Below are 21,128 nucleotides of genomic sequence, written 5' to 3'. Positions count from 1 at the left end.
GATAGGCGATGCGGGTTAGCAATTTTTTCTACGAATACCGATCAGCCCCAGCAAACCGGAGCCCAGCAGCCAAGCAGCGGCGGGGACAGGAACTTCAGCACCGGTACCGTTGAGAAACACGTCGCCGTCTTGCTGAATGATCAGCGTGGCCGCATAGTCGGTGGAAGCATCGAAGCCCTGGTTCAGGGTGGCAAGATCATACTGGTAGAGATAAATGTACAGATCGCCGTTGGTCAGAGCGCTCAGGCTGGGCTGATAGGCAGCGGTGCCGCCGCTTACGATACCGGCGTAGCTACCGGTATCACTTAAAAGAGTGGAAGCGCTTCTCACATTTGTAGTAGCGATGGTCACCGGAGAATCTCCATTTGCATAACCAACATTCCAGATACTACGCACAGCACTGTTGAAATTTGAGAGCGCGCTAATGGCCATTCCAGGAGTGGTTTCGACGGTCAGGCCAAACCAGTTGGAGTAAGCTGTGTTGGTGGAGTAGAGAGCCACCGTGGCGTTGAGATCGCTGACATCGATCGTGGTGAGGTAACCCTCATAGGACAGGTCCAGGCCATCTCCGATGATGCCGAGATCGTAACCCGTTTCAATAGTGGTGGCTTCATCGTAAACAGACAGGGCCAGTGTGCTGTTTGCACCGTAAATAAAATCAGCCAGGGCATTGCCTGCAAAAACGACCGAGAAGCAAACAGCAGCTAAAAAAACGACAACCTTTTTCATTGGTAACCTCCAAAAATAGTGTGTGATTTGGTTTCCAGGCGGATCAGCCATCCTGTGCGATGCTTGGGTGATCTGGCGCAGGCTTGAGACTTTTAAGTCTTATCCAGTCTACCATCAGCATAGACTTATTGGACCGTCTGTCTTTGCGCCCTTCGATCGATCATGCTCAGGACCTGAATCTTTCCGTCCCTCGGTCACCCGGGGTTTGGCTTTTTCTGGAGGTTTGACATAATTGGTCAAGAGTTCTCATTAATTTCGCCTGATGTACTGCTAAGACGTGGTTCTTTGTTTTCCTTATCACCCCCTTTTCCCCTTTTGCGTTATCGTGAAAAAAAAAAGCCCGGCAGACAGTTATAGATTTGTCTACCGGGCTTTCTGGTGCTCTGTTTTAGAGTCAGCAAAGGTCCCTGTCAGTTGGATTGTGTAATCGCGTTTTTCTTTCGACTCTCTTTTACAGGTCGAATGTTAGCAAGATATTATGATCACGTTTATAATTGGTTAATAAAAAAATTGGTCATCAATCGGAGAAATAGGGCGATCGACCCACCCCCACCAGCGGATTGGATAAAGCAGCCACCACCACCACCGCCACCACTGCCATCGCCGCTGCCAGTCGAATCGGGAATCGCCACGGTATACAGAGAAAAATGGCTCAATCTGCAAATCAGCACGTTGTCCACCGGATCCACATCGATAATAATGCTGACACCCTCATCTTCCTGGCTGTCCTTCCAGCGGCCTTCGGTTACGCTGTAGGTAAAAAGGTGTAGCGCCCCTTGCGCCGAGCCCTGACCAGAGGAGGCGAGCTTTTCAGAATCATAGGGAATTCTCACCTCCACCGGATATTCCGCGTTGAATTCCATGCCGGATGGCCCGAATTCAATAACCGGGCCCAAGGCCTGGGTCCCCTCCGGAAGCGCGGGAGCGCGGGTGGCCTCACCGATATAGACGGTGGTGCTTTCGCTCAACGCCCCTGCCGGGATGGTCATGCGGAGGCCGGACAGATTGCCGTCATCGATGGAAATACTGGTTTCGCTGTCAGAATCGGCGACGACGACCTTGATCACCGTGAATTCGACCGCCGTATCACCGCCGTCCGAGTTGACCCGAAAGCTTGCGGTATTGGTCCAACTGCTCTCCAGAGCCCCGTCCGTGGCCCTTGCCCGCCAGTAATAGGTGGCCCCGTCGTCCAATACCGTTGGCACCTTCCAGGAGGTGATCAGCGTTCCCTGAACGGCTTCATGATCAGCCACGAACTCGGTCAGGTTCTCGTCGGCGTAAAGTTCGAACACGATGCTGAGGCTTCGCCGTCGCCATCGGTGGCGCTGATCACGCTAAGCACCGGCGTCGTGCTGGCCACGGTGCCACCGTCGTATGGCTGATTGATCACCGGTGTGGTCGGCAGGTAAAAATTTGCGTCGATGGTGAATGTGAAAAGATCCGACCACGTACTGAAATCATGGCCGTCATAGGCACGAACTTGCCAGAAATAACGATGTTTGTTCTCCAGATCGGCACTCTGGGGTGTCCAGGACGTGGAACCGTCGTATTCCTCGTCCACTGGGGTGGTGAGGTCGCCTTCACTGAACAGCCGGTAGTCGTAGGTGATTTCGGAAGCACCGTCATCCACGTCCTCGGCCGCCGACACCACCAGGGTGGGTCTGCGGGTGGTAACCACGCCACCGTCCGCTGGCGTGAACACTTTGGGCACGGAGGGCGGATCGTTGGCGAGATTAATGAACATTTCACCGGATTCCCATGCGCTGTATGCCTGACCGTCATAGGCCCGGACCCGCCAGTAATAGCGGGTATTGTCCGCCAGGGTCCCCGGACGCCAGGCCGTGGTACCGCCGGCACCGGCAGCGATGCCGCCGGACTGAGCCAGCTTCTCGCTGCTGTAGGTGTTTACCTTATCGATTTCAAACAGATAGACCAGGGGATCCCCATCGCTGTCGGTAACGTTTGGATGAGAAGTTCAGGCGCCAGCTCCGCGACATCGGATCCATCGCTGACCGAAAGCAGAACCGGTGGGTCCGGAGCGTTGTTCTGGGCATTGACCGTGAAACCAGCCATGGCGCTCCAATCACCGGTCAGGCCGGTGTCATCGGTGGCCGCCGCCCGCCACCAATAGGTTTGCCCCTCGACAAGGGGATCACTGACCCGCCAACCGGTGGTACCATCTGTTTCGCCAATTATCGCGACACTGCGCTGGATATCACCGCCTATTTCCGCCGTCTCGGTGTCATAGAGGCGGAATTCGTAGGTTAGCGGGTCACCGTCCGGGTCCGTGGCGTTGGTCACCTCCAGGGTCGGGGTCAGCGTTGTCACGACGGCCTGATCAACGGGGGAGGATGGTGCGGGTGGTCCTGGTGGCTCTTCGGTCGCGTTGACGAAAAATTCCGCCAGGTCCATCCAGTCGCTGGTATCGATCCCGTCCGAGGCTTGGACGCGCCAGTAGTAGGCTGTGTTTTCCGATAGTTCGGGTGTCTGCCAACCGGTGGTGGAATCGCCGGAGCCGTCGACGACTGCGCTCTCGATCAGATCGGTAAGATCCGAAGTCCCATACAGTTCGAAGGTGTAGTCGAGCTCATGACCGTCGGCGTCGCTTGCATTGTTGATCGAGAGCAGCGGAATCCGGCCGTTTACCTCACCGCTATTAGCCGGTGTGTTGACGCTGGGTGTCGATGGCGGATGATTGGACCAGACGGTGATGGCAACTGTACCGGTGGGCGCGAAACCGGCACTGTCCCTTACCGTCAGCTTAAACGTCAGGTGGAAATCATCTTCGGCAGCAGGCGCCGTGAAGGTTGGTTGGATGGCATTAACGTCGGAGAGCGCGACGGCCGTTCCTTCCGTCTGCTCCCACTCGTAGCTGACGATGTCTTCCACACCGTCCGGATCGGTGGTGCCACTCGCGTCCAAGGTGACGATCGTTCGCTCGAACACGGTCTGGTCGTCGCCGGCGTCGGGAACCGGAGGCTGGTTCGTCCCCATGATGACATTGACCTGAGCGGTCGCCGTATGATTTCCGCCATGGGTGTCGGTGACTGTCAACGCGAAGACGAGGGTGGCATTGGTCAAAGGCGCCGAAAAGGAGACCTGTGCCGAGGAGGCTGACGGATTCAGGATCACTGCCGGACTGCCGCCGATTTGCTCCCAGCTGTAGGCGACGATGGAATCACCCGCGTCGGGGTCGTAACTGCCGGCCCCACTCAGGGTAACCGTATCGCCGACATTGGCGTTCTGTGATTCTGGTGTAGCTACAGCGACGGGCGCCTGATTGACGAATCGAATGCTAACGCTGACCGTATCGTCATCTGTCAGCCCGCCACTATCGGTCACGGTCAGCCGAAGCACCAGGGTTTCATCGGCGTCCACTGCCGGCGCCGCAAAGGTGGGCGTGATGGCCGATGCATCCGACAAGGCAACCGCCGTGCCTGCTTCCTGATGCCAGGCGTACGACAAGCTGTCCCCGGCCTGTTCTGGATCCGTGGAGCCGCTGCCGTCCAAGGCCACCAATGCGCCCTCGGCAACGCTCTGGTCAGCGCCGGCATCGGCCGTGGGGGCCTGATTAATATTGTTCACCGTTACACGTACCGTATCTTCATCAGAAGTATTGCCGGCACTGTCCGTAACCGTCAACCCGAATCTGAGCGTGACACCGTCAGCCCCGACTTGCGGGGCGGTAAACGTCGGCTTGACGGCGGTGGGGTCGGACAGCGAGACGGAAACGGGTTCGCTGTCCTTGCGCGCCCAGGCATATGTGAGGTTGTCGCCATCCTCGGGATCGCTGGATCCGCTGCCATCGAGGGTCACCAAAGCACCCTCGGCGACACTCTGGTCAGCGCCGGCATTGGCGACCGGATCCTTGTCGATGATCGGATTCAATACGACGCTGCCGTCAGCCTTGATGCGGATAACGGCAACATAATCAGTACTGGGGTCAGCCCCCGTGTTCAGCGTGAGAAGGTCGTATTGATACAGGAATATGTCGACATGGCCGTCATCCGCAATGCCGTTCAGGTTTGGTTGAAGGGCTGGGTTACCACCGTAAACAATACCGCAGTAGCTTCCGTTATCCCCCATGATAGAACTGGCGCTTTTGGGAGCGCTAGCAGCAATTTCCACCGGTGAGTCGCCATTTAGATACCCAGAATTCATTATACTGCGGACCCCACTGTTGAAATTGCTGAGAGCACTGGTGGAGATACCTGGCGTGGTTTCTGTGGTCAGGCCAAACCAACTGTAGTACAGCGTATTTGTAGAAAAAAGGGCAACCGTCGCATCCGTATCGGAAACATCTATTGTCACGCCGCCAACCACCTGGTTCACCGCACTCAGGGATAATCCGGCACCGATAATGCCGAGGTCATACCCGATTTCGACGTTGGTGGCTTCATTGTAGACAGATAGGGTTAACGAACTGTTTGTGCCGTAGACGAAATCGGCCATAACGCTGCTTGCAGAAATCAAAACGGCCAAAATGGTGGCCAACAACACAATAATATTTTTCATAATGATTATTCTCTACACGCAGAATCGAGGCCTTAACCCATTACCCAACTTGAATTACCAGTGAGCAAAAGCGATCTGCCAGGTATTGCTTTATTTCTTTTCAAAAGGTCAATTTTGCATTGATTGATCTCGGGTAAATTTTATGTTTCCAAGATTTTGTTTATCGTAGTATCGCAACATAACAGTGGTTCCTTCCAGCTTCCATGCCAGCATTTTCATTTTGTCGTTTCTAATCCTTGGCGGACCATAATCTTTCTCAAACGCCTTGATGAGAAGACCGAGATTTTCATATCCAGAAAAATCGACATTTACGCCGGCAAATGCATCATCGACAAAAATGTATTCAATTTTTTTCACGGAAACCTTGCCGATATGCTGGTTTTCGGATTCGCGCACGGCCCATTTCCATCGCGCACTCCCCCTGGGAATGATGTTCAGATCCGGTATGCTTTCAAGTGGTGTGCCCCATGCAATATCCCGGAACCCGGAACTTGGGTTGATATCGGAGCGCATTGCTGCACAACCCGCAATCATAGACACCACAAAAATAATCAAAGCTAACGGGCGAATGGCATTCATGCGAGCAAGAGAATTCCACCACACGTTTCGTTTCCTTTTCGTTTATAGGAAAAACATCCGGATGCATCGTTGTTAATGTTCATATCGATGTTTCAAGCCCTAATGGTTTAATAAAATCGATAACCCCAAAGTTACACACACAGCGCTTCATTTTTTCAAAATTTCCTCGAATTTCTCTACTCGTCCGATATTACCTTGAGAAAAATTGACTTTTATATAACCGGTAAAGTTCTCATCACGAATGTTTGACAGATACTCGTAAAGCTGCTTGAGTTTATCGGCTTTTTTTGTCTTTGGCTTGTGTATGACTTGAGCGGGCATTGTCCATCCTGCAGATACAATCGTCGCGTCACCCTGCGTTTCGGCTGCCACCGCAACCCGTCATTGCAACGATTCGGTTGATCGGTCGGTGCTCTATCTTATTGTTTTCGATGATTGTCCCGACGAACGGGCCAGAAGAAGAATCGTTCGCATGAACGAGACTACGGTTTAAAATGTTCCTGTTAGGACTCCATTAGCTAAATGTGAATATTTGATTAATGATTGTTAAGGATCCGGTTCACGGAGTTACATTTCTGCATGCCGTGATCGGTGATTGAGTTGGCATGGGGATTGTGGTAGAGGGAAGCGAAGCGATACGGAACTTTCTTTTACATAAATCGATCCCATACAGACTATCTATATGAAAGAAGCGTAGACAATGAAAAGAACCTATGACTTAAACGTCCTCAAGCGCACATCCATCATCACACCGGAACAGTTGCGCGAAGAATTTCCGATGACGGAAAAAGCGACCGAAACCGTGCTTGACAGCCGTCAGGCGATCAAGGACATTCTGGACGGAAAGGACCCCCGGCTGCTGATCATCGCCGGGCCCTGTTCGATCATCAGCCATCGGCAGGCAGTGACCTATGGCGAGCGATTGGCCGGCCTGCAGGAAAAGGTGAAATCGACCATCAAGCTGGTCATGCGGGTCTACTTCGAGAAACCCCGCACCAACGTGGGGTTCAAGGGACTCATTTCCGACCCGCACATCGATAAGAAGAGCTTCGACATCGACGAGGGGCTACGCAAGGCCAGAAAAATTCTCATGAACCTCAACGAGATGGGAGTGGCCTGCGGAACGGAAATCCTGAGCCAAACGGCCGCCGAACGCCTCTCCGGGCTGATCGCCTGGGCCTGCATCGGCGCGCGCACCACCGAATCGCAAAATCATCGGGAATGGGCCAGCGCCTTCTCCATGCCGGTGGGGTTTAAAAACGGCACCGACGGCAACCTGAACACGGCGATCAATGCCCTTTTGGCGGCATCCACCCCGCAGGTTTTTATCGGCAACGATCCCTTCGGTGTCACCTCCCGGGTGTTTTCAAGCGGCAACCCTTACTGCCATATCGTGCTGCGCGGCGGTAAACGGCCCAACTATGATCCGGTCAGCATCAGCGAAGCCTGCGAGATGTTGGCCAAGCATCCATCCCTGCAACAATCCGTGATTGTCGACTGCTCGCATAAAAACTCCGGCAAGGATTACCGCAAGCAGGGTGAAGTCTTCAACCATGTGCTGATTCAACGCATCGGGCATACCAACGGCATCCATATCCAGCCGAACCGAAGGATTTGCGGGATGATGTTGGAGAGCAATGTCGAGGCGGGCAAGCAGCCCTTCGTTTACGGAGAGACGAAGAAGGAAGATCTCAATCCCTTCGTCTCCATCACCGATGCCTGCATCGGCTGGGAAGAGACCGAAGCGATTCTTCTCACCGCCCACCGCCAGATGGCCAGTTGCCTGTAATTCACCGCAGGGCAATTGGATATGGATCGATTGTCGCGGCCAAGGACCGCTCCTACAGGATACGGCAAACTCATGCGGCACTGAAGTTTACCCTTCCCCCGGCTGGAGCTGGCCTTGCCTGCGATAAAAAATTCCGCATTTTTTAATACTCAGGGGCGGCGAACCTCGAATTCCGGCGTCATCGCCGCCGCCGGCATCTTTTCCCATGGATTGTCACAAAAGCGGGCCTCGATGCGGTAGCGCCCCGCCGGAAGGTCCGTGGGCAGGAATACCGCCAGGGCGCGCATCTGATCGATATTGCCAAACCGGTCGCAACGCGTGCCATGCGGGGTTTCTTCACCATCGAGGGAAATTTCTATCCCGGCCCCAGGGTTGTCAGGCTGGCGCGCCGCGAGCAAGCGGAAATCCCGATACACGCCAATGGGAAATGCCGTCATGCGGATAAAGCTTAAATTGACCCGATCACCCGGGGCGTAGACATCGTAATCCGTCACCACGCCGATCAGTTTGTTGTCGTCGGATGCGCCCGTTCCCACCCCGGACGTCTTCTCATCCCAGAAACGCGCCGGCCCCACATCCACATGTACCATACGGCCGTGATAGTATCCGGCCCCACCAAACCCCAGCTCACGCACGGTTTCCCAAACCGTTTTGGAAGAAACGCCCGTCATGACGATATCGGCCGCCATGCCATACTGATGCAGGCTGGCCTTGGCCGCCAGGGCACCCCGTTTGCGCAGGTTGGCGTTGTAGGTCGGTGCGCGGTAACCGGACATAATTCTCAGCCGCGCTTCCGGCTTCAACCGGTCCTCCAGAAAATCAAGAAATTCGATCAGCCGTAGCGACAGCAGCGGGCGCGCGGGATCGTATGGGGCGTCGAAAACCGCTGCGATGGCCCCAAGGGCGTCGTCACGATAGTGCCCGCCGGCATCGCGGTAGCGGCCGCTGAAGGTTTTGCCGTTTTTCTCACTAATCAGGTTGATGACGCCGTTCCCACTGTGGAAAAAGCGAACGGAATCGAGATCGGCGGCAGACAAAGCGTCCGGTGCCCCCATAACCAGAACGACCAACATCGCCAGAGAAGATAAAAGGGAAGCGGATTTCATCATTCGGCTTTCGCGACCACGGCCCGACAGAGCATATCCGTGGCGTGGGTGAACTCTTTCATGAAGGTCAGGGGTACCGGGGTGGAGATAAACAACCAGCGAAGCAGCAAATGGGTAAACGAGCCGATGAAAAGATTACGAAAAACCCGATTGTTCACCCGCTGGCGAAACACACCGGTACGCTTGCCCTCGCCCAGGACTTCAGACAGTTTACTGTAGTAGTTGATAAAATAAAGATACGAATCGGTACGATAGAAATGTTTGTTCAGTTTGATATCTTGTAGAAAAAGGGTCAAGAACTCGTGATTGGTGAAAAAAATTAAAAAATGATTCCAGATGAGGCGTTTTAATTTGGTCAGCGGATCGTCCATTTTAAAAGTCTGGTCGAGGTCCTCTTTAAACTGTTCGAAGCGTTCCTTGGCGATGGAAAGCAAAAGATCCTGCTTGTTGATGAAATACTCGTAAATGGTCCCCTCGGCCACATTGGCTTCATTGCCGATCTCCAGCATCGTTGCGCCGTTGAAGCCTTTCTTTGAGAAAATGGTCGTCGCGGCACTCAACACAGCCTTGGCCTTATCGTCTTTGCGAGCGGAAGCGCTGTTGTCCGGCTCCTTTTTAATCATTGCCAGGACCAATGACATGATGTCCTCAAAATCCGGCAGGGTCGCCGTCAGTTCCCGTGCGGCCAGACAGGATAGGGATTCCTCATCCAATAGGCCAAAGACCATGTCGCGCGTAACGGCGATATCCAAGTCGCTGCGGAACGCACCTTCGGCAACCCCCTCCTTAAGCAGTCCGGTGAGTACCGAGGCATATTCTTTCAGCGAATTGTAGCTTTCATGCTGGTAGAAGTTCTTGTTTGCCCGGCACTCCAACAACAATTGTTTGACGATGCGTTCATTTCCCTGATTGTTGTCGTTGGAATGCAAATGGTACCAGATCATCTTCCCCATCTTGGCGGCGGCGCCGATAATTCCCTGGAACTGGAACTGGATGGCCTGAATGGATGCTTTCAAGTGGGCATCCAAGGCGCAGAACAGAAGGTCTTCCTTATTTTTGAAATAGTGATAAATGATCGAATCAACCACACCGGCGCGGCTGGCGATTTCGGTTATCGTGGATTCGCGCAAGCCCTTCTCGGCAATGATCTCGCTGGCGGCTTGAAGGATTTTCTCTTGTTTGTTATTTTCGGCCAATGCGGTCTCCTTAGACACAAAGCGCACGTCCTCGCATCGAATCATTGCCCAAGGTAAATTTGCCTTGAAACAATGAGGAACATTCAACATCGTGCACGACGACTGATCCATGGAATTCTTGATCAGCATACCATCAAATTTCATAATTTTCAACAGGTTGCCCACCATTATGGATCCAATGGTTTTTGGGCGTCTCCGATCCAAACCATTGCTGAACCCGATGATTTTGAGGTACCCTGAATAGCGCATAAAAATCCAAAGGTTGCTTCTTGGATCGGGTTATTCGCCGCCCCAGCCCCACCCCATCATCGCGGCCGAAAAAGCAGGCGGCCAAAAGCAGAAAGGCCATCATGAACACGGTTTATACTGAGTGAAAATCTGTTACTTCTCTTATTCCATGGATGCGGGGGCCCATAATCCCTTGGGCGACTCCGTCGGCATCCGTTCACCGTCGCGGTTGATGGCAGGATCGCTATTGCCCGGCCCCATCACCGATGCCGCATCCGCTCGAAGAGACGGTCCAATGGCCTGGGAACGCCTATCTTTAAAGCGTTCATGACCTCGGTGCGAATATCTGGAAGCTTCCGCCGGCCCTGCAGAAGCCTTCAACAGATCGGTGATTGCGTCACCACCAGTGCCGAAGAGAGACTCCCCCTTGGCATTGCGAAGAAAATTCTTGACAAGTGCAATCGAAAAATGCATTAACTGAATATCACTCATTTTTTGACTGTAATATGTTATCCCTCTATCTCATAATTTTAATTTATGAAACCTGACGCTAACACGACCGACACCTGGACAAGCCATGCCGAACGGTTTTTCCGAAAGCTCCCGGAACTCTCCCTTACCGGCGATGAGCAGTCTGTCGACCGATTTGCCTATGAGCTGCTGAACCTGCTGATGCAGGGCGTGGATGCGGATACCGGCCAAATCAGCCTGTTGCCCGTCGGCGGCCGGGTCGAGAAAGTCTGCATCGTCAAAGACGGCAAGCCCTGGCTGAAAACGGGCATGAACCTGCATTTGTTCAACCCCGGAACGGGATTTGCCGGCCATGTGGTTTCCACCGGCGAGACCCTCATCGTTGAGGATATTTGGGCCGACGACCGCGAAAATGGACCCAATCCTTTTTTGGCGATTCTTTCCTATATGGATACCCGCTATGTGCAGGAAATCAAACGGCCGGTGGCCAGCACGATGTTTCTGCCGATCAAGCGGGGCAATGAAATCTTCTGCATGATCGAGCTGGGCCGCTACCGGCGCAAATCGGCGTTTACCCCTGCCGACCAAGCGCCCGTGGATGCCTTTATCTTTCAATACGGCAGCCTGATCATCAATCATATCCTCGACACAAAAAACAGAATCGCCCTCAACACGGTTTACAACAAACTGAACCTCATGTCTCGATTCATCGCATCGAGCGCCAAGGTCGACTACACCGATGCCGTATCGGTGTACCAAACCCTTTCCGCGGCAGATCTGGGATTCGCTTTCTTTCGTCGAGGCTCCGGATACGAAAGCCATGCGCTTCGGATTGTGGCCTGGCACGGCGAAGAATTAATGGAAGTCTACTTTCCGGAATTCATCCCCTCCAGCGACAGTATCCTGTGCGATCAGTCGGAAATATCCTACCCGATCGAGGGCGACAATGATTGCCCGCGGATCCAGCGTTTCCGCCGGCGAATCGAGAGCAACGTCGCCATCAAGAAGAAAGAGAAACAATTTCTGCTGAACGTCATCGACAGCATCCGATCCTATGTCGTCTATCCGCTGCACATGCTGGAACAGGATCTGGGTGCCATCCATCTGGCCTCGTCAAGAAGGGACTTTTGCAAATTCCTGCATATGAGTCCCTTTCTCTCCCTTTACAACTCCCTGTTGAAATCGTTCCTGTTGAATGAACGCGTGGCCGAACATCTTTCCGAAATCAGTATGAAGATTCACAATCCCGGTTTCTATTGCCTCGCCGGTCTCAAATCGGCACTCTTGAGCATCAACCCCAAGTTGTTGAACGAACCGGCCGTTTACCGCGCCCTGAATGGCCTCGAGGATCTGTTGGCGGATGTGCATGAAAAGGGTAAAATCCTGAAATGTCGCAATCGGGATATTCATCTCAAGAAATGGCTGAAGGCCTATGTCAATCAAAAACGCTCCCAACATGCCAACATTGACATTGACCTCGTGGCAAAAGGACGCTTTCTTGAAAACGCCGTCGTTCACGCCAATTATGAGCATTTGGAAACAATCTTCGACAACCTGTTTGCCAACAGCATGCGGGCCATCAACGAATTGCAGGCCCAGGAGGCCATCCCCCTTGGGAAGGTCACGATCACACTCACCCATAAGAAGGGGGGGCTGACCATCCTGTTCAAGGACAATGGCCGCCCATACAAAACCGTCAGCGGACGCGGCACGCCCCAGATCAAATCGATCATGAAAGACCTGGGGGGAAATTTCAGGCGTTATCGGAATCCGTTTCGTATCTATCTGACCTTTCCCCAAACAACCACGCAGCGCTAAGGAGGCTCGACATGAAGATCAAAGTTTTGTTTCTGGACGACATTTTCAGCGACCTTTTCCGGCAAACGCTCGATCAGGAGCAGTTGGTCTTCGACGATACCTGGTCGGCGTCATTGGAGCGGGAATTCTCGCGCACCCGGGACATCGGAGCGGATTTCGAAATCGTGAAAAGCGGCGATATCGAAAACTGGCAGCAATTGATCGAAAAGGAACGGCCGGACATTGTCCTTCTGGATCTTTATTGGCATGAACATGCCAGGAAAAAAGTGGGGTGATGTCCGCAGAGCCGTGGATATCAGCCTGGATACGCTAAAGCAGTTACGAAAAAGATACAAAGACCTGCCGGTCATTCAATACACCCTCAAACCCAACCAGCAGTTGATGGAACAATCCTATGCAGCCGGCGCGACCTTCTTCCTCGAAAAGGTTCCCCTGGCCATCGCGGAAGTTCATTGTTCGCTGAAATACATCATGATTTATCTGATGCGTAACCGGTGAAGCCATCAGAAATAGTTATGGATTGATATGGATTTGACATTTAACAACAAGGAGGAGGAAGAGGTGAAGCGTGTAGCGAAAAGAAAAGGCAATTTGGCAATGAAGCGGATCCACAAATTTCTGGTAGTCGGCGGGATGGTATGCTGTGCGGCCATTCTTCTCATCTGTCCGATGGCCCATGCCACCGAAAATGGCGGATCCGCCTATGTCGGCGGCAACGAGGATTTCATGGCCGGCGCCCTGCCACCGCCGGGGAATTATCCGATCCTCTACAACGTGTACTATACCGCCGATAAATTGATGGATGACGATGGTGATGAACAGCCCATCGATTTCGACCTGAATGTCTACGCGAGCGTACTTCGCTTTATTCATGTCACTGAGATAAAATTGCTGGGCGCCGATTTGGCCTGGCATGTCATCGTTCCGTTCATCAAGCAGGACCTGGAAATCGGCGTGGCCAATTTCGACGAGTCCTCATCGGGTATTGGGGATATTGAATTCTCGCCGCTGGTCCTGGGGTGGCATTTCAGTAAAAACATGCACCTGATCGGCGCCGTCGATGTCTGGGCGCCCGTCGGCTCCTATGACGAGAAGGATCCCTCCAGCATCAGCCGGAACTACTGGACCATGGCGCCCATCCTGGCGCCCACCTATATCAGCGACAGCGGATTCGAGGTCTCGGCAAAGATCCAATACCTGATCAACTTCGAGAATTCGGACACCGAGTATACTTCGGGCAATGAACTCGTCATCGACTATCTGATCGGGCAGCACGTGGGCAACTGGAATTTCGGCGTCAACGGCCTCATCTACAAGCAGATCACCGACGACGACCAGGACGGCGACACGGTCGACGCTAACAAAGGGCAGTGCATCTCCATCGGGCCGGCCATCCAGTACAATTACAAAAACATGTTCTTCAACGCCAAGGCGCAGTTCGACACAGCGGTCAGAAACCGGCCGGAAGGACAGAAGTACTGGATCAAATTCATGTATGCATTCTAAGCGGCGGATTGAAAAGTCTGAAGCAGCCTCTAAGAGCGTCCCGGAAGTCGGAAGATTGACATAAGAAGATTGACGTAATAAAATCGGCACCGCTTCACGTCGGGTTGAATCCGCCTTGGCGTGGAGCGGTGTATTTTTCAAAAGGCGGTTTGAAAAAGTCGAATTCAAGGAAATCTCATGCTCAACGAAACGAAAAAAATTCTCCTGGCCACGGATCTATCGGAAGACTGCCGCAATGCCTACACGCATGCATTTGATATCGCCAACGCCTGCAACGGACAAATCGTCCTCTTTCACGTGATCACGGCCAGCCCCATTGCGTCGTCATTGGAAAGACGCATCGACCGCCTCTTGGGAAAAGGCGGCTTTGATACGATCATGACGGATTACGCCAGTGAAGCACGCTCGGTATTGATCGGCAAACGCAAGGAGATCGACATCATCCGGAACGCGCTGGCCAAGTTCAGAACGGCATTGTCACGGTTTTCCGGTGACGCCAAAGCCACCCCAACCGGCGAGCCACTGCCCGATGACGAGGTGATTGTCAGAAATGGAGATGATGTTGTCGAGGAGATCCTCTCCGTCGTCCAGGAAAAGGAAATCGACATGATCGTCCTCAGTGCCCATGCCAAAACATCGGATGAGGCCAACATATCGAAAATGATGTTTCAGCTGCTGAGATTGGCCAGGGTGCCGGTTACCATTGTGCCCCCCATCCGGATTTAGTGCTGACGGATTCGTAAAGCGCAACTTATGGATAACGCATCAGTCTGGCGATTCACATGCATCTTCTTTAGTTCGGATTTCTTAAGTTTTCCCCATACCGTGACGGGCATTTCGTCAATGATTTCGAGCAGGCTGGGAAATTTATACCTTGCCACCCTTCCGGAAAGAAACGCGTGCACGTCGGTCAGGGTGACCGTCGTTCCCGCCCGACACTGGACAAAGGCCTTGCCCGTCTCGCCCCATCGCTCATCCGGCACACCGATAATGGCCACCGCCGCGATATCCGGGTGGTCGCTCAAAACCGCCTCCACTTCCGCCGGGTAGACGTTCTCCGCGCCGCTGCGGTACATGTCCTTGGCGCGGTCGACCAGATAGACGAATCCGTCCTTGTCCATATAGCCCAAATCGCCCGTATGCAGCCCGCCATCGACGATGGTCCGGGAGGTTTGCGTCGGCATGTCCCAATATTCCTTCATCACATTGGGCCCCATGGCGACGATCTCGCCGATTTTGCCGGGTCCCAGCCGTTTTCCGTCCCCGTCCTCGATCCACAGATCGGTGAAGAAATTGGGCAATCCCATGGAGCCCGGTTTTTTTGGAAGGCCCACTGCGGCGTAAGCACCATGGCGGAATTTTCCGTCTGCCCGAAACCGACGAGAAGCTCGACGCCCTTGTCGGCCAAGTTGTCGAGCAGTTGCTCGGAAGTCCGCTCCCCGCCGCCGAAGAACATCCGCACGCTGCGGATATCCAGGGTGCCGAGCAGGCCGGTATCGAGAATGAAGCGAAACATCGTCGTCAGGCCGAACACGATGGTTGCTTGGTATTTCTCGATATCCCTGACAAAGGTGGCGGCATCGAAATGGTAGCGCATCAACAGCGACGCCCCTCGGCACAGCGCCGGTGTGCTCACCGCGCAGAGTCCGGCGGAGTGGCAAAGCGGCGCCTGGGATTGGAAAACATCATCCTGGCGCATATCCGTATAGTTGATGATCTGAAGGCATTTGAAGTAGGTTTGCCCATGGGTGACCACCGCGCCTTTCGGATCCCCGGTGACCCCCGAGGTGTAAAGGATCAGCAGGGGGTCGTCCAGGTCGACGGGCACTTCCATGGGCGGCTCGGTCGTGGTCTGGGACGCAATGGCAGTGTGGTAATCCAGAGCCCAAGCCGGACACGCCGATGCTTCGGCCGATGCATCCGTAGTCGTGGAGACACAGATATACTTATCTTCCTCAACGGTGACGTCGCTGCGGATGGGGTCGATCCGGGCGGCAAATGCATCGTGGAAAACCAGCAGCCGGCATCCGCAGCGGTTCAACTGATAGGTGAGTTCGCGCGACACCAGCCTGAAATTGAGCGGCACGAAAATCAACCCCAGCTTGGCGGCTGCCATGTAGCAGGCCAGAAATTCGGGACAATTCAGAAGATCCACGGCCATCCGGTCGCCTTTGCGCAGTCCCTTGGCATAAAGCAGGGCGGCGACCTGGTTGGTTTGCCGATTCAATTCCGCGTAAGTCACGGGCCTGTCTTCGAACCACAGGGCAATTCGGTCCGGTGTCAACACGGCCCGTTTGCTCAATATTTTCCCCACACTCCACTTCATATAGTACACTTCTCGCAGTGATTGGAACCGGTTTGAATGTCAAGTCAACGGCAGGGGGTCACAGGGCAATCGCAGATAGTGTTTCTATCGATTTTTACTCTTGAGCTCCGGAGGCGCTGAATGTCAAATGACCAATTAAAAATGTCAAATGGTGGCATTCTATCTATTTAAAACGATTTTATCCTTCATTTGACATTTGGATGTTGGCATTTGGCATTTTTCTTCCACCAGACAGCCATCCCCATTGTTGAATTGTCATACGGTTAATTCTACATGCGATTGCCCTGAGGGGGTCAGGGTTTCTCGACCGGGTAGGTCCGGTAAACCAGACGCATTTTGGCAATCCAGGCGATCTTTTTCATCATCAGGTAGCCCAGTTCGAAATCCTGATAAAATAGCTGGATCAGGGCATCGGACCGAAAGCGCAGGATCTTCACCGGCGTAATCGCCCTGGCATCGCTGAGATAGCTTTTCGATGGCATTTCAATCAGCGATGAGAACCCCATCGCACTGCCGGGCACGATCGTCTCCAGGTGTACGGTCTGACCGGTGACACTTTCCACTTCCAAACTGATCTCACCCTCCAGAAGGATATAGAAGGTATGGGCCTCCCTTTTGCGTTGATTGAGAAACGAACCGGCAGGGTAACTTTTCAATTCCGCGGCCGCGGCCAGGCGCTCAATCATCGAATCGGACAATTCTTCAAAAAAGGAGAGGTCTCTCAAAGTCTTTGTGGGCACCATGCCAAGCCTCCTGAGGTCCATTTTCTGGGAATATGACGGTGGTTGCATCCATCGGCCAATCGTGCTACATCTACTCTATTTGAGATTCTTATGGATAGAAATCAGGTAGATAACATCAATGCCGGCCATGATCTCGACCGACTGGTAGCCGTCGAGATCATGGAAAACACGGTGATCGAGGACGATATTTTCGGCCTCATGGAAATGCATACCGCCCCGGATGGCGCGAACATCTACTATCCGCTACGCGCCTATTCGCAAAATCTGCACGACGCCAAACGGGTCATCGCCAAAATGGTTCAACGGGACTACCATCTTGAAGCCGCCTACTGGCAGACCGAAGACCGCCCGGAGGTCATCTGCCGGGCCGCCCTGCGGGCCGTCTTGAAACGGAAGAAAGCCACCGCCCTGCTTGAACGGCGGGCCTGCCTGAGAGTCGTCAAATAGCCGTCCCGAAGCGATCAGCGGGCTGGCGGCCCCTACGGTCCAACAGACCCACAGTCCGGACAATTCGGATCTTTGGGGACACTGAATGCCTCAAAGCGCATCGCCAAAAGATCCACGTAAAGCATCCGCCCGACAAGGGGGCTCCCAATGCCGAGGATCACCTTGATCGCCTCGGCGGCCTGGATGATCCCGACAATGCCGGGAGAGACCCCCATGACCGGCACAACCGCGTCCCCGTCACCGGGATGGGCAGCATAAAGGCAGCGATAACAGGGGCCTTGCCGGGAATGATGGTCATGGTCTGCCCTTCGAAACCGAATACCGCCCCATGGATCCATGGGGTTCCACCTTCCAGGCAGGCGGCGTTGATATGGTAGCGGGCCGCATAATTGTCCGTGCAGTCGACCACCAGATCATATCCCCTGAAGGCCGTGGCCATGGCCTGCGCTGTGGCCAGGCGCGGATAAAGATCAATGGCAAGTGCCGGATGAAGGGCCTGAAGCGTCATCCGCGCCGAAGCGGCCTTGCCCATGCCGATCCGTGAGGCGTCGTGCAGAATCTGACGATTTAGATTGCTTTCCTCGACACAGTCATCGTCGGCAATAGCGAGCGTGCCGATCCCGGCAGCCGCCAGATAATAGGCCGCGGACGAGGCCAAACCGCCGGCACCCACGATGAACACCTTGGCACCGTTAAGCCGCGCTTGCCCTTCCCGGCCCACTTCTGGCAACGCGATCTGCCGTAAAAAGCGTTTTTCTTCGATGGTCGAGGTCATGTCTCTCCCGCTGGACCTATTGCATCACGCCCTTGAACTCGGCATCTTCATCGGCAAACATCTTCTCGAAGGTTCTTTTGGCATCCGCACGCACCTTCTCCGCCTCCCCCGGGCTGAGTTGTCGCCCTTCGATCCATTTCTCCAGCAAGTGCCCCCCGGGCATCCAACGCTCCATGGTCTCCTTTTCAAACACCCACATTTTATCCGTGACCCCGATGGTGGACAGGATATCCCAGACATCCTCACGTTGCCTGAAGTCGCAGTAGACGCACATGACGCATTCGCCCAGCTGAAACGCGTCAATGATCTCGCGATCGTATTTGGCCGCGGGGATGGCCTTCTCCTCGACAAAGGGGTCCATGCGCCGGGCAACATCGGATAGTTTTTCCGAATCCCCGAAAAAGACCCATTTCCCCCAATACTGAAGGTATTCTTTGTTGGTCAATGGTTTTCCGGCATGGCGAATATAGTTGTAACCATGATGCACATGCGCTTTGGGAACGACAAAAATAAAGTGGGATTCCTCACGGTCGACGATCATCTTTCCTCCTCTTAGGCGATTGGCGGAAAAGAATGTCCCATATATTGCGCGGGATTTTTTTTCGTCTTCAAGGCGGCGTCAAGGTTGCATACTTTACGTATTCGGCTTGGCACCAACGCAGAAGACGGGAAAAAAGATAAGCAAGATGGGATATTCTTTGACAGAAATCGCCTTACCCCGCGGCCGCGGCGGGAATGATGTTGATCACATCGCCACCCTTGAGCGGCGTCTTGAGCCCCTGCAGGTAGCGGACGTTGTCACCGTTGACATAGACATTGATGCTGTCGATAATCTCCTCACGACTCGCGCAAATCATTGTCTTGAGGCCGGCATAGTGGCCGTCGAGATCTTCCAAAAGGGTCATCAGGTCATCCCCGCCCCTCACCGGGCAGGCCAGCTCTTTTTGATTGCCGGTATGGCGGGCGAGCACGGTCGCCAATCTCACCACAATGTCTTGATTCTGCGTCATGGACTCTTCTCCTTCTGCATTTGCATGCGTCGCCGAATCACCTCTTGGTAATCCTGCCAGGTCTTGGCCATGCCGAGGATAAACGGCGTGGGCACAAAGCCCAGCGCCTGGCACAGCTTGCGACCATCGTACAGAAGATGCGCGTCCGGCGGAAAGGGCATGGGGACACCCTGCCGGATGATTTCGGCGGTCCCCATGGGTCGGCGTTCAAAGCGTCGCCCGGTCACCTCCTCGATGGTGTCGGCGATCTGCGCGTAGGATATGCGTTCCTCACTGGCCACGTTGAAAGCCTGGTTCATGACCAGCGGATTTTCCAGGCAGGCAATGAGCATTTCGGCAAGATCCTCCACCCAGATAAAGCTGTAGTAAAACTGTCGATTCTCAGGCACGACCAGGGGCGTGCCACTTAAGAGATGATCGAAGAAAAACGACTCGCGGGGGGCGTAATTGTAGCGGCCGTAGATGATCGCCGGGCGTAAAATCGTGTATGGAATCGCCTTTTCCCGGCATATCGCCTCGAGATGGCATTCGGCCAGCCATTTCTGGTAACCATAGTCTGCATAATCACCCAGTTCGGGCTGCGGGGCCTGCACCTTGGGGGCCGTTTCCGGTATCGGCAGTAATGTTGCCGGGGCATAAATGGAGGTGGTGCTGATGAAAAGATAATGGCCCACCGACCCGGAAAGCCGGCTGAGCAAAGACTGGATATGCTCCGGCGTGTAGGCGCAAAAATCGACCACCACGTCCCAGTGGCGCTGGGGAATGCGTTCGGCGATGTCCTGCGGCCGTTCGCGATCACCGGTAATCTGACTCACCCCTTGGATATCGACCCGCAGGTGCCCCCGGTTGAAAAGATAAACGCGGTATCGCGCCAAGGCGGAAAGACACTCGACAAAGACCCTTCCGGCAAAATAACTGCCGCCGATCACCAGTAGCGATTTCATCGGCTGTCCACCCCTCCCCACCACAGGTCAAGCGCTTTGAGGCCCGGGTGCTGAATCCGCGCATGAACGCGAGGTCCGTGATCGAGTAAAAACGGACTGTCGATGTCGGTGAGTTCCTGCGCCTTCAAGGCGGCGATAAGGCATTGCACCATTTCCTCCATGGTTTCCTGGCAGGTCGACGGCTTGACGGTCCGGCTCAGTGTGTCCACCGCCTGGGCGATGGCCGGTCCCGGCGCCGGCAAGTGTTTGGCCGCCGCCCCCGCCCATTTGTAAAACGGCATATACTGCCGATGCAGCAAAAAGACCAGTGCGAGCACGTCTTCACAAAATGTCACCAGGGCATGCTGCGCCGCGTAAAAGGATTTACGCCGGATGCAGCGGCCATAGTTGTATTGGCCGGACTGGGCGGCGGACATGCATTTGGCGGCAATCTTTTTCAGACGGATATCTTCCGGATAATAGTCCAAAAGCCCCTGACGGATGGTCGTGAACGCACCCAAGGGATCTTGAAACACCTTACCGTTGGTGCAGGCCGCCAGATTCGCCTCGGGGATGGCCAGCCAGTTGTCCAAGGTTTCCGGAGCCTTGGACGAGCCGATAAACGATGCGTAAAAGGCATTGATCTGCATGACGCCGACGCGCCTTGCGCCCCAGTCGCTCTTCTTGCGCCGGAAACCCATGAAGCGCTCGGGCAGGCGATCGTAGGCGGTTTGCAGGGAGGTCCCGAAGCGCTCGTAATCGTTCTTTTCGAGCCACAAACAGAACCCCGGCCCCCAATCATGGTCCTGGGACAACCGATCATCGAAACCGAAGCACTCCGAACCCAGCCCCACCAGCCCGACGGCGACGCGGTCCTGACAGGCGGCAAACCCGTCCGCCAACATCGGTCGGCCAAATGTTTGGTAGTAGGCCTCGGATAGGGTCAAGCCTTTCATGGAGACCGTCG

Annotated in this window: 23 protein-coding genes and 1 pseudogene; 7 read left to right on the top strand and 17 right to left on the bottom strand. The window is 54.3% G+C overall.

The window, feature by feature from the left end:
• Positions 1–15: 15 nt before the first annotated feature.
• From JCM12296_RS01260 to JCM12296_RS37705, 6 genes are all read right to left on the bottom strand, one after another.
• The gene (locus tag JCM12296_RS01260) at positions 16–729 is read right to left on the bottom strand and encodes a VPLPA-CTERM sorting domain-containing protein (protein ID WP_054689020.1); all 714 of its coding nucleotides are present in this window, start codon (positions 727–729) and stop codon (positions 16–18) included.
• 488 nt (positions 730–1,217) lie between these two features.
• Positions 1,218–2,021: a hypothetical protein gene (locus JCM12296_RS01255; protein ID WP_054689018.1), complete on the bottom strand. Its 804-nt coding sequence runs from the start codon at positions 2,019–2,021 to the stop codon at positions 1,218–1,220.
• Positions 1,991–2,473, bottom strand: a complete 483-nt coding sequence (locus JCM12296_RS01250; RefSeq protein ID WP_054689015.1) for a hypothetical protein — start codon at positions 2,471–2,473, stop codon at positions 1,991–1,993. The genes JCM12296_RS01255 and JCM12296_RS01250 overlap by 31 nt, the downstream gene beginning before the upstream one ends.
• Positions 2,474–2,634: 161 nt before the next feature.
• Positions 2,635–5,244, bottom strand: a complete 2,610-nt coding sequence (locus JCM12296_RS01245; protein WP_054689012.1) for a PKD domain-containing protein — start codon at positions 5,242–5,244, stop codon at positions 2,635–2,637.
• A 108-nt stretch (positions 5,245–5,352) separates the two neighbouring features.
• Positions 5,353–5,823, bottom strand: coding sequence for a hypothetical protein (locus JCM12296_RS01240; RefSeq protein WP_054689011.1), 471 nt, complete (start codon positions 5,821–5,823; stop codon positions 5,353–5,355).
• 147 nt (positions 5,824–5,970) lie between these two features.
• Complete coding sequence (locus JCM12296_RS37705) at positions 5,971–6,195, bottom strand: hypothetical protein (RefSeq protein ID WP_157067280.1); 225 nt, start codon at positions 6,193–6,195, stop codon at positions 5,971–5,973.
• Positions 6,196–6,523: 328 nt separating this feature from the next.
• Here JCM12296_RS37705 and JCM12296_RS01235 point away from each other — a divergent pair, with 328 nt between their 5' ends.
• Positions 6,524–7,612 (top strand): 3-deoxy-7-phosphoheptulonate synthase, encoded by a 1,089-nt coding sequence (locus JCM12296_RS01235; RefSeq protein ID WP_054689009.1) that lies wholly within the window; start codon positions 6,524–6,526, stop codon positions 7,610–7,612.
• A 149-nt stretch (positions 7,613–7,761) separates the two neighbouring features.
• On the opposite strand, the gene JCM12296_RS01230 is transcribed toward JCM12296_RS01235, so the two are convergent.
• The 3 genes from JCM12296_RS01230 to JCM12296_RS01215 all read right to left on the bottom strand — a co-directional run bounded on the left by JCM12296_RS01230 (position 7,762) and on the right by JCM12296_RS01215 (position 10,634).
• Entirely contained in the window at positions 7,762–8,721 is a 960-nt protein-coding gene (locus JCM12296_RS01230) for a YcbK family protein (protein WP_054689008.1), read from the bottom strand.
• Positions 8,718–9,914 (bottom strand): TetR/AcrR family transcriptional regulator, encoded by a 1,197-nt coding sequence (locus JCM12296_RS01225; RefSeq protein ID WP_054689006.1) that lies wholly within the window; start codon positions 9,912–9,914, stop codon positions 8,718–8,720. The genes JCM12296_RS01230 and JCM12296_RS01225 overlap by 4 nt, the downstream gene beginning before the upstream one ends.
• A gap of 390 nt (positions 9,915–10,304) precedes the next feature.
• Positions 10,305–10,634, bottom strand: a complete 330-nt coding sequence (locus tag JCM12296_RS01215) for a hypothetical protein (RefSeq protein WP_157067279.1) — start codon at positions 10,632–10,634, stop codon at positions 10,305–10,307.
• Positions 10,635–10,679: 45 nt separating this feature from the next.
• On the opposite strand from JCM12296_RS01215, the gene JCM12296_RS01210 reads away from it, so the two are divergent.
• The 5 genes from JCM12296_RS01210 to JCM12296_RS01190 all read left to right on the top strand — a co-directional run bounded on the left by JCM12296_RS01210 (position 10,680) and on the right by JCM12296_RS01190 (position 14,663).
• Positions 10,680–12,431, top strand: a complete 1,752-nt coding sequence (locus JCM12296_RS01210; protein WP_054688999.1) for a sensor histidine kinase — start codon at positions 10,680–10,682, stop codon at positions 12,429–12,431.
• Positions 12,432–12,442: 11 nt separating this feature from the next.
• Positions 12,443–12,706: a hypothetical protein gene (locus tag JCM12296_RS01205; RefSeq protein WP_054688997.1), complete on the top strand. Its 264-nt coding sequence runs from the start codon at positions 12,443–12,445 to the stop codon at positions 12,704–12,706.
• The gene (locus tag JCM12296_RS01200) at positions 12,684–12,929 is read left to right on the top strand and encodes a hypothetical protein (RefSeq protein WP_172683714.1); all 246 of its coding nucleotides are present in this window, start codon (positions 12,684–12,686) and stop codon (positions 12,927–12,929) included. Before JCM12296_RS01205 ends, JCM12296_RS01200 begins: the two co-directional genes overlap by 23 nt.
• Positions 12,930–12,992: 63 nt before the next feature.
• A complete protein-coding gene (locus JCM12296_RS01195) occupies positions 12,993–13,937 on the top strand; it encodes a SphA family protein (RefSeq protein WP_172683713.1) in 945 nt (314 codons plus the stop codon).
• A 177-nt stretch (positions 13,938–14,114) separates the two neighbouring features.
• Entirely contained in the window at positions 14,115–14,663 is a 549-nt protein-coding gene (locus tag JCM12296_RS01190) for a universal stress protein (RefSeq protein ID WP_054688990.1), read from the top strand.
• Here the strand turns inward: JCM12296_RS01190 and JCM12296_RS46895 are convergent.
• From JCM12296_RS46895 to JCM12296_RS01180, 3 genes are all read right to left on the bottom strand, one after another.
• Positions 14,660–15,121 (bottom strand): class I adenylate-forming enzyme family protein, encoded by a 462-nt coding sequence (locus tag JCM12296_RS46895; protein ID WP_340147730.1) that lies wholly within the window; start codon positions 15,119–15,121, stop codon positions 14,660–14,662. The two genes, JCM12296_RS01190 and JCM12296_RS46895, sit on opposite strands and share 4 nt — an antisense overlap.
• A 17-nt stretch (positions 15,122–15,138) precedes the next feature.
• Complete coding sequence (locus JCM12296_RS01185; protein ID WP_281491892.1) at positions 15,139–16,239, bottom strand: class I adenylate-forming enzyme family protein; 1,101 nt, start codon at positions 16,237–16,239, stop codon at positions 15,139–15,141.
• Between the two features lie 317 nt (positions 16,240–16,556).
• Entirely contained in the window at positions 16,557–17,006 is a 450-nt protein-coding gene (locus JCM12296_RS01180) for a Crp/Fnr family transcriptional regulator (RefSeq protein WP_054688988.1), read from the bottom strand.
• Between the two features lie 90 nt (positions 17,007–17,096).
• Between JCM12296_RS01180 and JCM12296_RS01175 the strand changes: the two genes are divergently transcribed.
• Complete coding sequence (locus JCM12296_RS01175; RefSeq protein WP_054688987.1) at positions 17,097–17,453, top strand: hypothetical protein; 357 nt, start codon at positions 17,097–17,099, stop codon at positions 17,451–17,453.
• Between the two features lie 32 nt (positions 17,454–17,485).
• Here the strand turns inward: JCM12296_RS01175 and JCM12296_RS01170 are convergent.
• The 5 genes and pseudogenes from JCM12296_RS01170 to JCM12296_RS01150 all read right to left on the bottom strand — a co-directional run bounded on the left by JCM12296_RS01170 (position 17,486) and on the right by JCM12296_RS01150 (position 21,117).
• Positions 17,486–18,228 (bottom strand): annotated as a pseudogene (locus tag JCM12296_RS01170) (HesA/MoeB/ThiF family protein).
• 16 nt (positions 18,229–18,244) lie between these two features.
• A complete protein-coding gene (locus JCM12296_RS01165; RefSeq protein WP_054688983.1) occupies positions 18,245–18,769 on the bottom strand; it encodes a hypothetical protein in 525 nt (174 codons plus the stop codon).
• Between the two features lie 172 nt (positions 18,770–18,941).
• The gene (locus JCM12296_RS01160; RefSeq protein WP_054688981.1) at positions 18,942–19,238 is read right to left on the bottom strand and encodes a MoaD/ThiS family protein; all 297 of its coding nucleotides are present in this window, start codon (positions 19,236–19,238) and stop codon (positions 18,942–18,944) included.
• Positions 19,235–20,182, bottom strand: coding sequence for an NAD-dependent epimerase/dehydratase family protein (locus tag JCM12296_RS01155; protein WP_054688979.1), 948 nt, complete (start codon positions 20,180–20,182; stop codon positions 19,235–19,237). Before JCM12296_RS01155 ends, JCM12296_RS01160 begins: the two co-directional genes overlap by 4 nt.
• The gene (locus JCM12296_RS01150) at positions 20,179–21,117 is read right to left on the bottom strand and encodes a DUF4037 domain-containing protein (RefSeq protein WP_054688977.1); all 939 of its coding nucleotides are present in this window, start codon (positions 21,115–21,117) and stop codon (positions 20,179–20,181) included. Before JCM12296_RS01150 ends, JCM12296_RS01155 begins: the two co-directional genes overlap by 4 nt.
• Positions 21,118–21,128: the final 11 nt, after the last annotated feature.

It is taken from the genome of Desulfosarcina cetonica JCM 12296, from assembly GCF_001311845.1.
GTDB lineage: Bacteria > Desulfobacterota > Desulfobacteria > Desulfobacterales > Desulfosarcinaceae > Desulfosarcina > Desulfosarcina cetonica.
Note: the sequence above shows the minus strand (reverse complement) of the source record. Positions and strands in the feature narration are given on the sequence as shown.

Excerpts from the sequence above, each read along its gene's own strand:
- JCM12296_RS01260 (WP_054689020.1), bottom strand. The coding sequence starts at position 729 with ATGAAAAAGGTTGTCGTTTTTTTAGCTGCTGTTTGCTTCTCGGTCGTT.
- JCM12296_RS01160 (WP_054688981.1), bottom strand. The coding sequence starts at position 19,238 with ATGACGCAGAATCAAGACATTGTGGTGAGATTGGCGACCGTGCTCGCC.
- JCM12296_RS01165 (WP_054688983.1), bottom strand. The coding sequence starts at position 18,769 with ATGATCGTCGACCGTGAGGAATCCCACTTTATTTTTGTCGTTCCCAAA.
- JCM12296_RS01205 (WP_054688997.1), top strand. The coding sequence starts at position 12,443 with ATGAAGATCAAAGTTTTGTTTCTGGACGACATTTTCAGCGACCTTTTC.
- JCM12296_RS01230 (WP_054689008.1), bottom strand. The coding sequence starts at position 8,721 with ATGATGAAATCCGCTTCCCTTTTATCTTCTCTGGCGATGTTGGTCGTT.
- JCM12296_RS46895 (WP_340147730.1), bottom strand. The coding sequence starts at position 15,121 with ATGCCGACGCAAACCTCCCGGACCATCGTCGATGGCGGGCTGCATACG.
- JCM12296_RS01235 (WP_054689009.1), top strand. The coding sequence starts at position 6,524 with ATGAAAAGAACCTATGACTTAAACGTCCTCAAGCGCACATCCATCATC.
- JCM12296_RS01215 (WP_157067279.1), bottom strand. The coding sequence starts at position 10,634 with ATGAGTGATATTCAGTTAATGCATTTTTCGATTGCACTTGTCAAGAAT.
- JCM12296_RS01155 (WP_054688979.1), bottom strand. The coding sequence starts at position 20,182 with ATGAAATCGCTACTGGTGATCGGCGGCAGTTATTTTGCCGGAAGGGTC.
- JCM12296_RS01250 (WP_054689015.1), bottom strand. The coding sequence starts at position 2,473 with ATGTTCATTAATCTCGCCAACGATCCGCCCTCCGTGCCCAAAGTGTTC.
- JCM12296_RS01150 (WP_054688977.1), bottom strand. The coding sequence starts at position 21,117 with ATGAAAGGCTTGACCCTATCCGAGGCCTACTACCAAACATTTGGCCGA.
- JCM12296_RS01210 (WP_054688999.1), top strand. The coding sequence starts at position 10,680 with ATGAAACCTGACGCTAACACGACCGACACCTGGACAAGCCATGCCGAA.
- JCM12296_RS01200 (WP_172683714.1), top strand. The coding sequence starts at position 12,684 with ATGCCAGGAAAAAAGTGGGGTGATGTCCGCAGAGCCGTGGATATCAGC.
- JCM12296_RS01175 (WP_054688987.1), top strand. The coding sequence starts at position 17,097 with ATGGATAGAAATCAGGTAGATAACATCAATGCCGGCCATGATCTCGAC.
- JCM12296_RS01240 (WP_054689011.1), bottom strand. The coding sequence starts at position 5,823 with ATGAATGCCATTCGCCCGTTAGCTTTGATTATTTTTGTGGTGTCTATG.
- JCM12296_RS01245 (WP_054689012.1), bottom strand. The coding sequence starts at position 5,244 with ATGAAAAATATTATTGTGTTGTTGGCCACCATTTTGGCCGTTTTGATT.
- JCM12296_RS01190 (WP_054688990.1), top strand. The coding sequence starts at position 14,115 with ATGCTCAACGAAACGAAAAAAATTCTCCTGGCCACGGATCTATCGGAA.
- JCM12296_RS01180 (WP_054688988.1), bottom strand. The coding sequence starts at position 17,006 with ATGGTGCCCACAAAGACTTTGAGAGACCTCTCCTTTTTTGAAGAATTG.